Origin of the sequence: Streptomyces sp. NPDC001093 (assembly GCF_040298985.1) — a bacterium.
GTDB lineage: Bacteria > Actinomycetota > Actinomycetes > Streptomycetales > Streptomycetaceae > Streptomyces.
The window spans coordinates 14397-27949 of the sequence record NZ_JBEPBF010000133.1; the positions used below are offsets into that span (position 1 = coordinate 14397).

Annotated in this window: 13 protein-coding genes; 11 read left to right on the top strand and 2 right to left on the bottom strand. The window is 72.3% G+C overall.

The window, feature by feature from the left end:
- Positions 1–87 precede the first annotated feature (87 nt).
- Positions 88–1893, bottom strand: a complete 1806-nt coding sequence (locus tag ABT288_RS40870) for an alkaline phosphatase family protein (RefSeq protein ID WP_351619352.1) — start codon at positions 1891–1893, stop codon at positions 88–90.
- 244 nt (positions 1894–2137) lie between these two features.
- On the opposite strand from ABT288_RS40870, the gene ABT288_RS40875 reads away from it, so the two are divergent.
- Positions 2138–2551 (top strand): SRPBCC family protein, encoded by a 414-nt coding sequence (locus ABT288_RS40875; protein WP_351619353.1) that lies wholly within the window; start codon positions 2138–2140, stop codon positions 2549–2551.
- Here ABT288_RS40875 and ABT288_RS40880 read toward each other — a convergent pair.
- Positions 2452–3768, bottom strand: a complete 1317-nt coding sequence (locus tag ABT288_RS40880; protein ID WP_351619355.1) for a hypothetical protein — start codon at positions 3766–3768, stop codon at positions 2452–2454. The two genes, ABT288_RS40875 and ABT288_RS40880, sit on opposite strands and share 100 nt — an antisense overlap.
- Positions 3769–4280: 512 nt before the next feature.
- On the opposite strand from ABT288_RS40880, the gene ABT288_RS40885 reads away from it, so the two are divergent.
- The 10 genes from ABT288_RS40885 to hypA form a co-directional block, all read left to right on the top strand.
- Positions 4281–5381 (top strand): FUSC family protein, encoded by a 1101-nt coding sequence (locus ABT288_RS40885; protein WP_351619358.1) that lies wholly within the window; start codon positions 4281–4283, stop codon positions 5379–5381.
- A complete protein-coding gene (locus ABT288_RS40890) occupies positions 5378–6583 on the top strand; it encodes a PP2C family protein-serine/threonine phosphatase (protein ID WP_351619361.1) in 1206 nt (401 codons plus the stop codon). Before ABT288_RS40885 ends, ABT288_RS40890 begins: the two co-directional genes overlap by 4 nt.
- Positions 6584–6869: 286 nt before the next feature.
- On the top strand, positions 6870–8432 hold the full coding sequence (locus ABT288_RS40895) for a hypothetical protein (RefSeq protein ID WP_351619364.1): 1563 nt from the start codon (positions 6870–6872) through the stop codon (positions 8430–8432).
- 141 nt (positions 8433–8573) lie between these two features.
- Complete coding sequence (locus tag ABT288_RS40900; protein WP_351619366.1) at positions 8574–9662, top strand: NADH-quinone oxidoreductase subunit B family protein; 1089 nt, start codon at positions 8574–8576, stop codon at positions 9660–9662.
- A gap of 63 nt (positions 9663–9725) precedes the next feature.
- Positions 9726–11519 carry a nickel-dependent hydrogenase large subunit gene (locus ABT288_RS40905; RefSeq protein WP_351619369.1) on the top strand — a complete coding sequence of 598 codons (1794 nt, stop codon included), beginning with the start codon at positions 9726–9728 and terminating at the stop codon, positions 11517–11519.
- Positions 11512–12072, top strand: a complete 561-nt coding sequence (locus ABT288_RS40910; RefSeq protein ID WP_351619372.1) for a NifU-related iron-sulfur-binding protein — start codon at positions 11512–11514, stop codon at positions 12070–12072. The genes ABT288_RS40905 and ABT288_RS40910 overlap by 8 nt, the downstream gene beginning before the upstream one ends.
- Positions 12069–12665, top strand: a complete 597-nt coding sequence (locus ABT288_RS40915; protein WP_351619377.1) for a DUF5947 family protein — start codon at positions 12069–12071, stop codon at positions 12663–12665. The genes ABT288_RS40910 and ABT288_RS40915 overlap by 4 nt, the downstream gene beginning before the upstream one ends.
- Before the next feature lie 21 nt (positions 12666–12686).
- A complete protein-coding gene (locus ABT288_RS40920) occupies positions 12687–12893 on the top strand; it encodes a hypothetical protein (RefSeq protein ID WP_351619379.1) in 207 nt (68 codons plus the stop codon).
- Positions 12894–12925: 32 nt separating this feature from the next.
- Positions 12926–13102 (top strand): hypothetical protein, encoded by a 177-nt coding sequence (locus ABT288_RS40925; RefSeq protein WP_351619382.1) that lies wholly within the window; start codon positions 12926–12928, stop codon positions 13100–13102.
- A gap of 8 nt (positions 13103–13110) precedes the next feature.
- Positions 13111–13553: hydrogenase maturation nickel metallochaperone HypA (gene hypA, locus ABT288_RS40930; protein WP_502972961.1), on the top strand; the 443-nt coding region annotated here is incomplete at its 3' end.

The window sequence follows — 13553 nt, forward strand, 5'->3', positions numbered from 1 at the left end:
GGGCTGCTCCGCCGGGCGGCGATGACGCGTGGGCCCGTCTCCGTCGCGGCCGGTCAGCCGTCGGTTCCGGTCAGCCGTCGGTTCCGGTCAGCCGACGGTCAGGGAGAACGGTCCGGCCAGGACCGAGTAGCCGTCGTCGGCGAGGTAGTACACGTCGTACTTGCCCGCCCCACTCAGTTTGCCCGTGGGGAAGGTCAGGGCGCCGCTGGCGTTCGGGGCGTAGGACCAGGCGAGCGAGGACTGCTTGCCCGGGGTGACGCCGGCCGGGTAGATGCCGATCCAGTTCTTGGCGTTCACCTGGGCCGCCGACGGCACCGAGTAGCGGAAGGTGACGTTGCCGCCGTCGGAGACCGCGTTCAGGTCACCGGTGAGCGTCGGCGTACTCGCGGTGGACGGGGCGAACGCGGCGTTGAGCGGTGTCGCGTACGTGTCATTGGCCGTGAGACCGGGCAGGCCGAGGGCGTCTTCGACGGTGCGGCCGATGCCGTAGTGGTCGTAGTGCAGCGGGCTGCTGGTGCCGGCCGGGACGGTGCCCTGGGAGCCGACGACCGTGGTGACCACGTGGTTGTAGGCCTCGCCCTCGCTCTCGTCCCAGGTGAGGATCAGCAGCGAGCGCTCCTGCGTCCAGGCCGGGGAGGCGAGGACCGGGGCGAGGGTCTGCTTCAGCCAGCCGTCCTGGGTCTTCAGGCTGGTGGCGTTGCCGTTGCCGGAGGCCTCGCCGTCGTAGTAGTCGTCGGCGGCGATCCAGGAGAAGTCCGGGGTGGTCGAGGCCGACTTCAGGTCGGTGGTCAGCTGCGCGGTGTCGAACAGGTGGGCCGCGCAGCGGGAGGCGTTGCCGCTGATGTCGGTGTAGTTGATGAAGGGCGCGTCGTCGGGCTGGTAGTAACTGTCGTTGTTGTTCTTGGTGTTGCAGGGGGTGCCCATGCCCTGCTCGTAGGCCTTCCAGGTCTTGCCGGCCGACTCCAGGGTGTCGCCGAGGTTGCGCTGGGGCGAGTTGATGTTGGGGAAGTAGGTGGCTCCCTTGGTGTAGGTGTCGCCGCCGGCTATGGCGAGGTAGTTCTCGTCGCTCGGGTGGTAGACGCCGTGGGAGTCGGTGAGCGTGGCGCCCTGGGCCATCAGACTGTGCATGTACGGCGTGTCCGCCGGGTCGTTCATGACCTCGGAGTAGTCCGTGTTCTCCATCATGACCACGAAGACGTGGTCATAGCCGGGGACCTTGGAGACCGGCGGGGCGAGCGGGGCGGGGGCGGTGACCGGGGTGTCCAGCGTGAGGGAGAGGTTGTCGAGGTAGCCCGTCTCGCTGCTCGTCGACAGGAACTGCACCTCGACCTGGATGGAGCGGGTGCCGGCCGGGACCGCGCCGGTGGCGGTGCGCGAGAGGAACTTGGTGGCGAGACCCCGGTCGCTCGCGGACACCGTGGGCAGTTGGGCGGCCGAGCCGACGGGACGGCCGTTCGCGTCGTGGAAGTGCAGGCTGACGGCGACATGGCCGCTGTAGGTGGTCCAGCCTCCGAGCCAGCCGGAGAGGTTGTAGTGCACTCCCCCGCCGTCGATGGCCGAGGCGGCCGAGGAGACGTCGACGGTCTGCGTCATCGCTCCGTCGCCGAAGTTGCCGGGCCCGAAGAACGCCTTGCCCGGGGTCTTGCCGTCGCTCGGCAGCCCGAAGGAGGCGACGCTGTGGCACATGACGTTCAGGCCGCCGGCCTCGGTGGTCCAGCCGGGGACCGTGGTGGCGGCCGACCAGTCGTCGGTGCAGTAACCGCCGCTCTCCGCATCGCCGTTGACGATCAGGTTGCCGCTGTCGGTGGCCGCCCGGGCGGGGGCGGGCGCGACGACGACCAGTGCGCCGAAGAGGGCGAGTATCCCGCCGAGGGATCTCGAGCGCAGACGCATACGTAGTACCTCATCCCGTTGTGAGGATGCCGTGAGGGTGATGCCCGCACGGCCTGACTGTGCGCAACGAACGGGACATGAGTAGTGGTCCTGCCTGTCGAGCGGAAGAACCACGACCAAACTTGACCAGACAAGTTCGCGGCGCACGCAGCCCGGCCGGGTGTGGGAGGGCGGCGGGCTTTTCGGTCGCCGCGGAAGGGGCACGTGGCTGGGGTAGGACTTCCGAGCGGAGGGCGGTATCACCATGACCGAGTACGAATGGTCCCGCGCGATGCCCGCACAGCCCGAGCAGGTCTTCGACCAGGCCGCCAACCTCGGCCAGCTCGACGCATGGCTTCCGCACGAGCTGCATGTGGAGGCCGAGGAGCCGCCGTCCGTCACGGTGCACGAGGACCGCTCCGGGCAGGACATGGCCGCCCTGCTGCGGGCCGAGCCCGACCAGATGCGACTGGAGTGGGGCACGCGGGAGCAGGACAGCTACACCGGCTGGCTGCAGGTGTCCGGCATCGGCAGCGGCGCCAGCGAGGTGACCGTGCACCTGTCGTTCTTCGACCCCGGTCACGACCCCGGCGAGGAGGCGGTGTTCAACGCCCTGGACGGCAGCCTGCGGCGACTGGAGGACCAGGTGCGCATGCGTGTCGAAAACGCGGCCGGCTGAGGCGCCGGACCCGCTGCGGGACCCTTTGTCCGCCTTCGGGAAGTGCCGGGGAGCCGGGGGCTGGAGGTGATCGTTCCGGCGTGCCCCGGCCGCCGGTCAGATGCCGGACCCGAACGTCTGGGTCGTGTAGGCGCACTCCGTGTAGATGTAGCCGGCCGCAGCTCGGCCGTGTCGGAGGCCGGGGTCGCGGTGCTGCTGCCGTTCGGCTCGTGCACGAAGTAGGTGGTGCCCGCCGGGAGGCTGATGGTGCGCTGCGGGTAGTGCCTGCCGCTGTCGCTGCACGGCCTGAACCCGGTCATCACGGTGTCGGCGAGGGTGTACGCCTTGCAGTCGCCGCAGCTCCTGAGGGTGAAGCTGCCGGTGACCGGGCCGGTGTAGAGCACCGTGATGTCGTACGGGCTGTCGTTCTTCACCGTGACGGAGATACTGCCGCCGGAGGCGGTGGTGGGCAGCTTCTCGCCGGCCTTCGGGAGCGTCTGGGCGACCTCGAAGTCGCCGTCCATGTACTGGTCGGCTCCGCAGGCGTACTCCCCCGCGGCGCCGCTGCGCCCGGCGCGCTCGGCGGCCCTGGCGAGCGTGCCGTCCGCGTCGCCCGAGGACCTGGACAGTCCGCCGATCCGGGTGTCCAGGTCGCGCAACTGCGCCACGGCGGTGCAGGGTTGGCTTCCGCCGACGGCCTTCTCCGCCCGGTGCACGGCCGCCTCCACGGCGGGCGGGACCTTGGTCGCCGCCGCGGACCGGGGGAAGGTGTTCAGCAGGTCGCCGAAGCGTGCGTCCCAGTCCGTCCCGCCGGTCGTGAGGCCCTGGGCCCCGCACTCGTACAGGGAGGTCGCGAGCCGGTCGTCCGGCCGGCGGGCCGGCGATCCGAGCCGGCCCTCCGGCATGGCGCCGGGCACGGTGCGCGGGTACTTCAGCGGCTCGATGGCGTCGCAGTACTCCTGGTGGCCGTAGGCCGCGCCGACGGTCGTGCAGTACGTCCGCAGGCTGCCGGGGAGCCGCCGGGCCACGCGCGAGCCGGAGTGGTGCTCGGCGAGGTCGCGGTAGACCTCCAGCGCCGACCGGTAGCCCGACTCGGCGGAGGTGAACGACCTGCGGCCGCTCGTGGCCACCAGGTGGTCGGCCTTGTCGAGGCGGTCGAGGAGCGCCTGTTCCACGGCCTCGTCGTGGGCGTCCCGGTACCAGAGCGCGCCACCCGCCGGTACGGCGAGCAGCAGCACGCCCAGCAGCAGGGCGAGCGGCGCTCTGGCGGCCAGGCGAGCCGGGTGCGCAGTCCGGCGCGGGCGCCGTGGAGCGCGGCGAGCAGCAGGAGTACGGCGAAGCCGACGAGGGCGGCGCCCGGGATGCCGTCGGCGTCGGCGGGTACGGCAACGAGCAGCGGCACGGCGGTCGCCGTCCAGCACAGGGCCATGAGCACCCAGCGCCGCAGCAGCGCGTACCCGAGGCCGAGACCGCTGAGGTTGAGCAGGGCGACCGCGGCGGCGCGCCAGGCGTCCGGGGGTGCGGGTGGCGGGCTCGACGGCATGGACGGCAGCGGCGGCCCCCCGACTCCCTGGCTCGGACCGTACGGACTTCCGGACATGCCCAGTTCATTGAGAGTTGAACGGGTCATGCATGAGGCGCACCACGTCCATCCCTACATATTCCTTATTTGCCTCATGCCCTATTTGTCCGACTATCCTGGGCGGCCTTGCCCGGCCGACGGCATCCGACGGGCAAGGGACGGCGAGGCATGCACAGATCACGGCTGCCCGCGCTCATGGCGCGGATCGCACGGGCCGGCGGCGCCGAGGCCGCGCGTGCGACCGTCGCGGCAGGCCTGACCTGGCAGACCTGCGCGAGACTGCTGCACATCCCCGACCCCTACGCGGGCGCCGTCGCCGCTGTCCTCATCGTCGAGACGACGGTGGCGGCCACAGTCTCCGCCGCCACCCGCTACGCCGCAGGATGCCTGATGGGTGTCCTCCTCGCCGTGCCAGGTGCGCTGTACGCCGACCCCGGCATCGCGGGCCTGGCGGTCGTCGTCTTCGCCTCCGTGCTGCTGGCGCGGCACGGATCCCTCGGTCACCACGGCCTGCACGTCCCGACGACCGCGCTGATCGCCTTCGCCCTGGTCCGTGGCCGGCACCCCGATGAGCTGGCCGCCCATCTCGCGGAGATGGTGCTGGGCCTCGCCTTCGGGCTGGCGTGCAGCGTGCTGCTGTTTCCCGCCGTCCGCGTGCGCTCCGCCGAGCGGGCGCTGGAGGAGCTGCGCCTGCTGGTCGCCCGTTCTCTCGACGGCCTGGCCGATGCGGTCGTACGGCAGGAGCGGCCGCGGACCGTACTCGGCCCGGGCTGGGAGGACGACCTCGGCAGGGCGCTGACCCGCGCCCGCACCGCCGTGGGCGAAGCGCACGAGAGCCTGCGCTGGAACGTCCGGCCGACGGCCCGGCGCCGTCGCTGGCACCTGGACGACCGGGTGCTGGGCACGCTGACGGACGTGGCCGGGCAGGTGACCGCGACGGGCCGGCTCCTCGATGCCCACCCGGCCGCGGCCGAGGGCTCCCGTTCCGGCACCGCCTTCACGCAGCCGTACGCCCGCCTGCTGCGCACGACCGCCCTGGGCGCCTACCCGTGCCGGGGCGGCCGGCCGCACCCCGCCCTGCCCGCCGCACGCCAGGCCCTCGCCCGGCTCGGCGCCCCCGGCTGCGGTCGCCCGGACGGGGCCGCCACGGACCGGCGTCTCCTGCGCCCCCTGGAGTCGGCCCGGACGTGCCTGTCGGCGCCCGCGCCCGCTCCGCCCGCCCGATCCCGCCGGCTCCTCGACCCGCTACGGACCTCACCGCGACGATGACCTCTCACACCAGCGATCTTCAGGACACCGCCACCGGGCACACCGCCGAACCCGCGCACCGGCAGCCGACGCGCCGCCCGCCGGCGCCCTGGAGCCGCCGCGGCGGCTCCCGCGCGCTCCTGGGCGCGGCCCCGGTGCTGCTCATGGTGGTCGTCGCCCTCGCCGATCTGCTCACGCCCGAATGGCTGCACGTCTCACCGGTGATGGCCGCCGTCCCGGTGCTGGCCGCCGTGCTGCTCCCGTGCCGCGCGACGGCGGCGCTCGGCTGCGCCGCGCTGGTGATCACGGCGCTGCTCCAGTGGAACGCCGGCAGCTACGGACACCCGGACGCGGGTGTCACCCTCGGCAGCCTGTTCGTGGTCGGACTCACCTCGCTGGCCGCGTGCTCCCTGCGGCAGCGCCGGGAACGGCAGCTGAGCCGGGTCCGCTCCGTCGCCGAGACCGCGCAGCGCGCCCTGATGCACCCCCTCCCCCACCGCATCGGCTCGCTCGCGCTGAGCGGTGTGTACCTGCCGGCCGAGTCGGAGGCGCACATCGGCGGCGACTTCTACGAGGCGCTGCCCACGCCGTACGGCACCCGGCTCGTGATCGGCGACGTACGGGGCAAGGGTCTGGAGGCCGTCGGCGCCTCGGCCACCCTGCTCGGCGCGTTCCGGGAACTCGCCTACCAGGAGCCCTCGTTGACGAAGGTGGCGGAGCAACTGGACGAACGGGCGTGCCGGCACATCGCCGCGCTGGACGGCACACCGGAGGGCGGCAGGTCCAGTGGCCCCGGCACGGGCGCCCTGTTCACGGAGCGGTTCGCGACGGCACTCCTGGTGGAGTTCCCGCCCGGCGAGCCCGTGGCCCGGATCGTGCACTGCGGCCACCCGGAGCCGTACGTCGTCCACGCCGGCGAGGTACGGCCCTACGAGACCGGCCAGCCGGGCGCGCCGCTCGGTCTCGGTGACCTGCTGGCCGTGCGACCCGTGGCCCGGACCGTGCCGTTCGTGCCGGGCGACCGTCTCGTGCTGTACACCGACGGGTTCATCGAGGCCCGCGACCGGCGTGGCCGCTTCCACGACCTGGCCGCACGCGTGCGCACGCACGCCGGCCGGCCGCTGGAGGCGATGGTGGCCGCCCTCCGCCGCGACCTGCTGCACCACGTCCGCGGCGACCTCGGCGACGACTCGGCCCTGGTCGCCCTGGAGCGGCTGCCGTAAGGCCCGCCGGCGCGAGGAACAGGCCCGGGAAGCCGGCGCTGTGGAACACCCGCGCCGTGCCTCGGGCTCACGCGACGGACGTGACGGGACAGGGAAGCCTCCCCTGAGCGCCCTCGTGCGCAGGCTTCCCGAAGCTCCATGGCCCCATCGCGCCGATGAGCCCTCTCGGGCACTCGTCATCCCCCGCGCGGCGCAATCGGCGTGCGCCGGAGGGGCGAGGGTCCGTGACCGGTGTGACGGTGGTGGAAGGAGTGCGCGCAGGAGAGCCCTGCGATGAGGAGGCGGCATGTCCGAGGGAACCGGCGGGGGCGGAGCGGCGAGCCCCGCCGTGCTGGACGGCCATGGCGCCGAGGTGCCGTACGGCCGGGCCGACGGCGCCTTCGCGGAAGTCGGTGCGGTCGCGGACGCCGTGCTCTACGAGGGGTACCTGCTCTACCCGTACCGCCGCTCCTCGCCGAAGAACCGGGTCCGCTGGCAGTTCGGCGTGCTGCTGCCCCGCGACTGGGTGGAGCGGGACGGGCCGGTCACGCCGGGGATCTCCGGCTCCGCGGACTCCTGGTACCAGCAGACCGAGTGTCTGCTGCGAACACCGCGCGCCGACGCGGTCGTACGAGTGCGGGTGCGTTTCCTCCAGATGCAGGACAAGCAGATCGAGACGGCCGGCCCGGACGGACGGTACCGCCCGGTCGAGTCGTTGCGGACGGCCGACGGTGCCGTGCACCTGTCCTTCGAGGAGGCGGTGCCGTGCGAGACCGAACTGGTGCTGCCACTGGGGGAGTTGCTGCTCGGCGGCCGTACGGCCCTGGTGGGTGCGGCCGCCGGCACGGACGCCGAGGCACTGCCGGACGGGTCCGGGCGGACGGTACGGCGGCGCGGGGAGGTGCGGGCCGTGACGACGGTCGTGGCCGAACCGCTCGCGCCGGAGCTGTACCGGTTGCGGGTGCGCACCGAGAACACCGGCGAGGCGACGGACCGGCACGCCCCGCGCACCGAGGCTCTGCGCCAGGCGCTTCTCGCCACGCACACCCTCGTCGGCGGGGACGGCCTGGAGTTCGCCTCGCTGATCGATCCCCCCGGCGGTCTGGCGCGGCACTCGCGGGGCTGCCGGAACGCGTTCACGTTCCCCGTGCTCGCCGGCCCGCCTCAGCAGGGCACGACGGGCGCCGTCCTGCTCTCCGCACCGATCATCCTTCCGGACTGGCCCCAGGTGGCGCCGGAGAGCCCGGGCGATCTGCACGACGCGGCGGAGATCGACGAGATCCTCACCCTGCGCACGATGCTGCTGACCGACGAGGAGAAGGCCGAGGCGCGGGCCACCGATCCACGGGCGGCGGAGATCCTCGACCGGGTCGAGACCATGCCCCCGGAGGTCTTCGCCCGGCTGCACGGCGCCGTCCGGTCCCTGAACCCGGCCCCGGCCCGGTCCGGCGCGGAGCGGCCCGCCTGGTGGCAGGAGGGCGGCGGCGAAGGCCTGTCCCCGGCGACCGACACGGTGTCCGTGGACGGCGTGCCCGTCGGCGGCGGCAGCCGGGTCCGGCTGCGTCCGCGCGTCCGGGGCGCCGACGCCCAGGACATGTTCCTGGCGGGACGGACCGCGCAGGTCGCCGCCGTCTTCCACGACGTGGACGGCAGTGTGCACCTGGCCGTCACCGTGGACGACGATCCCGCGGCCGAACTGCACGGCTGGTACGGCCGTTTCCACTACTTCCGCCCCGACGAGCTCGAGCCGCTCACCCCCGCGGACGTGCCCGGTCCGGGGCCGGTGCGATCACCCCGGCCGCAGTCGCCGCGGCCCCCCGAGCGTCCGGCCCACCGGCCGGAGGAGGGACGGTGCGGTGGATACCCCTGAGGCACCGCGGCACGACCACCCGGCGGTCGAGCGGTTCGTCCGCGATCACGCCGCCGCCGGGCGCCCCCAGGCCCGGACCCCCGTGGTCCCGGCCGTCCCCTACGACCGATTCCCAGACCGGCAACGACGGAGGCCGCAGCGATGACCCCACAGAGCGGTACCACCGATGTCCGCGGCGAGCCCAGCGGGGCCGAGGCGCGGAAGGGATTCGACGAGATCACCATCCTCTGGATCTCGGAGGGCATGAGCTGCGACGGCGACACCGTGTCGCTGACCGCGGCCGGCCAGCCGTCCATCGAGGACGTCGTGCTGGGCCTCATCCCGGGCCTGCCGAAGGTCAACCTCGTCAACAAGGTGCTCTCACCGAGCCTGGGCGGCGAGGACTTCCTCGCTCCGTACCGTGCCGCGGCGCGGGGCGAACTGGAGCCGTTCATCCTCGTCATCGAGGGTTCCGTCCCGAACCAGAACATCATTCAGGGCGACGGCTACTGGACGTCGTTCGGCAACGACCCCGACACCGGCGAGCCGCAGACCCTCAACTGGTGGATCGACCAGCTCGCGCCCAAGGCCTGGGCGGTCGTGGCCGCCGGGACCTGTGCCACGTTCGGCGGCATCCACGCCATGGCCGGCAACCCGACCGGCTGCATGGGCCTCGCGGACTACCTGGGCTGGGAGTTCAAGGCGCGGTCGGGGCTGCCGGTCGTCAACGTGCCCGGCTGCCCCATCCAGCCGGAGAACTTCATGGAGACCCTCGTCTGGGTGCTCCAGCACGCGGCCGGTGCCGCTCCCCCGCCTCCGCTGGACCACATGCTGCGCCCGCAGTGGTTGTTCGGGAAGACCGTGCACGAGGGCTGCGACCGGGCCGCGTACTACGAGCAGGCCGACTTCTCCAAGGACTACAACTCCCCCAAGTGCCAGGTGAAGGTCGGCTGCTGGGGCCCGGTCGTCAACTGCAACGTGCCCAAGCGCGGCTGGATGGCCGGCATCGGCGGCTGCCCGAACGTCGGCGGGATCTGCATCGGCTGCACGATGCCCAGCTTCCCCGACGCCTTCATGCCGTTCATGGACGAACCCCCGGGCGGCACGCTGTCGACGATGCTCGTCAGGCCGTACGGAGCGGTCGTCCGCCGGCTGCGCGGCCTGACCAACGACGTGGTGAACCACGAGCCCAAGTGGCGCCACAACAAGCGCAAGCTGACCAGCGGTTACGACCCGCACTGGCGTGCCTGACGCCGTCCGGCCCCGTCCCGCCACCGATCCGCCCGACCCCGACAGCGAGGACCAGTACCGCAGATGACCACCACCGAGTCCCGGCCCACGGAGCGCAAACCCGCCCAGATCGTCGACATGTCCTGGGATCCGATCACCCGGATCATCGGCAACCTGGGCATCTACACGAAGATCGACTTCGCCAATCAGGAGGTCGTCGAGTGCCACAGCACCTCGTCGCTCTTCCGCGGCTATTCGGTGTTCATGAAGGGAAAGGACCCGCGTGACGCCGGTTTCATCACCTCGCGCATCTGCGGGATCTGCGGCGACAACCACACCACCTGCTCCAACTACGCCCAGCAGATGGCCTACGGCGTCAAGCCGCCGAAGCTGGCGGAGCACATCACCAACCTCGGCGAGGCGGCGGAGTACATCTTCGACCACACGATCTTCCAGGACAACCTGGTCTTCGTGGACTTCTGCGAGGCCATGGTCAAGGCCACCAACCCCGGTGTCCTGGCCCGCGCCGAGCGCACCGACGCACCGCGCGGGGACACCCACGGGTACCGCACGATCGCCGACATCATGAAGGCCTTCAACCCCTTCGAGGGCGAGGTCTACAAGGAGGCGCTGAAGGTCAGCCGGATCACCCGGGAGATGTTCTGCCTGATGGAGGGGCGGCATGTGCACCCCTCCACGATGTACCCGGGCGGCGTCGGCACGATGCCGCAGCCGAACACCTTCACGGACTACCTCAGCCGCCTGATGCGCGTCATCGACTTCATCAAGAAGGCGGTGGCGATGAACGACGACGTCTTCGACTTCTTCTACGAGGCCCTGCCCGGCTACGAGGAGGTCGGCAAGCGCCGCATCCTGCTGGGCTGCTGGGGCGCCTTCCAGAACCCGGACGTCGTGGACTACCGCTACGCGACGATGAACGAGTGGGGCCGGGCGATGTACGTCACCCCCGGCGTCGTCGTGGACGGCAAGCTGGTCACCAACAACCTGATCGACATCAACCTCGGGCTGCGCGTCATGCTGGGCAGCTCCTTCTACGAGGACTGGGTGAACGAGGACCCGTTCGTCACCCACGACCCGCTCGGCAACCCCGTCGACATGCGCCACCCGTGGAACCAGACGACCGTCCCGGTGCCGCAGAAGCGGGACTTCGACGGCAACTACAGCTGGGTGATGAGCCCGCGCTGGTACCACCCCGACACCGGTGAGCATCTGGCGCTCGACACCGGAGGCGGCCCGCTGGCCCGGCTGTGGTCCACCGCGCTCAGCGGCCTGGTCGACACGCCGTACGTCAAGGCGACCGGCGGCGGCGTCCGCATCACCCTGCCCAAGGGCGAGAAGCTGCCGGAGACGACCCTGGAGTGGCGCATCCCGAAGTGGAGCAACACCCTCGAACGGGACCGTGCCCGGCCGTACTTCATCGCCTACGCCGCCGCCATGGCCCTGCAGTTCCTGGAGGAGGCCATGGGCATGCTCAGGAGCGGCGACACGAAGGTGTTCGAGAACTTCGAGGTGCCCGACGAGTCGATCGGCTGCGGCTTCCACGAGGCGGTGCGCGGGGTCCTCTCCCACCACCTGGTGATCCGGGACAAGAAGATCGCCAACTACCACCCGTACCCGCCGACCCCGTGGAACGCCAGCCCCCGCGACAGCTACGGCACCCCGGGCCCGTACGAGGACGCCGTCCAGGGCCAGCCGATCTTCGAGGAGAACGGGCCCGACGACTTCAAGGGCGTCGACATCATGCGCACCGTGCGCAGCTTCGACCCCTGTCTGCCGTGCGGCGTCCACATGTACGTGGGCAAGGGCAAGACCCTGACCACCGTGCACTCGCCCACGTACGGGGCGAACCATGGCTGACACCGCCGTAAGGCTCCCGGACGCGGCGGTGGAGGCGCGGCTCGCCCGGCTCGACGAGGTGCTGGCCGGGCTGGAGTCCGCGCCCGGCCCGGCGCTCGAGGCGGTGCGGCTGCTGACCGAGGTCTACGGCGAGGCGCTCGCCCGCGTGCTGGACGACGCGGACGAGCGGCTGTGGGAGCGGCTCGCCGACGACGACCTGCTCGGGCATCTCCTGGTCCTGCACGAGATCCATCCGGAGTCCCCGGAGCGCAGGGCCGCCCGCGCGGTGGAGAAGCTGCGGCCGGCGGTGCGCGAGCGCGGCGGCGACCTGGAGTGGGCCGGCGTCGACGGGCGGGTGGCGCGGGTGCGGCTGACCTCCGGCGGCGGGTGCGGGTCCGGGTGCGGCGGCGGCTCGGCGGAGGTCGTCGAGGCGGTCCGGGAAGCGGTGCTGGCCGTCGCTCCCGAGCTGACCTCGGTGGAGACGGTGCCGGGAACCGCCGGGCGGAAGCCGGCACCCGCGTTCGTACCGCTGAGCACGATCAAACGACGGGCCGTGTCCGAGGGGGCGCGGTGAGGGTGGACGGCGCACTGGCCCGGGTCATCCGCTCCACGGCCGACCGCGCGGCGACGGCCGAGGCCGAGCTCTGCGAGCTGTGCGCCGCCCGCCTGGCCGCCGAGCATCCCCATCTGTACGACACGGGAGCCGTCGAGGTGCGCTGCGTGTGCCATCCCTGCTCGGTGCTGTTCGCCGACGACGGGGCGGGCGAGGGCCGCTACCGGCTCGTGCCCCGGCGCCGGCTGCGGCTGCCGCCGGTGGACACGGCGGTGCTGGGCGTCCCGGTGGGTCTGGTGTTCTTCGTGCCGGGCTCCGACGGCACGGTCGCCGCGCAGGGGCCGAGCCCGGCCGGGGCCATGCGGTGGGAGGTGGACGCGGCGGCCTGGCAGCGGCTGGCCGCCACCGTTCCGCAGCTCGCCGCCATGACACCCGATGTGGAGGCGCTGCTGGTGAACACCGTGCGGGGCCTCGACGAGCACTGGATCGTGCCGGTCGACGACTGCTACCGGATGATCGCCCTGGTCCGCCGTGAGTGGCGGGGGCTCTCCGGTGGCGGCCGGGTCTGGCCGGCCGTAGAACAGTTCTTCAGGGAGCTGACCGAGCGGTCCTGAGGACCCGGAAGGAGAACCGACATGGGCAGCATCCGAGTGGGCCGGCCCCAGGCGAAGCCCGACACACCCAGCCACGTGCGCGGACTGCACCAGGGCAACAAGGGCCCGTACCAGCACCAGACCGGGCACCACAAGGACGGCAGCTCCGACGCGCGCCGCTCCACCGGTATCCACTGGAAACGGCATGACGCCCTGGTGCAGGACATGCCGAACATCTCACCGGGATGACACAGCAGGAAGAGACCGCCATGGAGGTTGGCATGGGAAGAAGGACTGTACGGGCCGGGATGTCCGGACGTCAGCTGCTCGTCGTGCAGGCGGCCGTGATCGGCGGCCTGGCCATGACCTTGTTCGTCCGGGAACTCCCGGGAATCGTACGTGAGTTGCGCATCTTCCGGATGACCGGTGGCCTGCGGGCCAACCGCCGGTACCCCTGAGCCGGGCTGTGCACGAGCTGTCGATCGCGACCGCGATCGTGGAGCAGGCCGGGGAACTCGCCCGGGCGGACGGCGCGGACGCCGTTTCGGCGGTGACCGTTCGCGTGGGCGAGCTGGCGGGCGTGGTGCCCGACGCGCTGCACTTCGCCTTCGAGGTGGCCCGGGAGGGCAGTACGGCTCTGGCGACGGCGGAGCTGGTCGTCGAGCAGGTCACGGCGCACGCCTACTGCGCGCCGTGCGCCGAGGAGTTCGCGGTGGGCATGCCGCCGTTCTTCTGGTGCCCGCGCTGCGACCGCCCCTCGCAGGAGCTGCGCAGCGGGCGGGAGTTGGAGATCACCCGGGTCGAACCGGTCCCGGGGCCCCGCGGCGCGCGGGGGCGGGGGCGGGGCCCGACCCCGGTGCGGGCCGCAGCAGGTGGGGGGGCGGGGGGCCCCCCCACGGCGGGCCACCA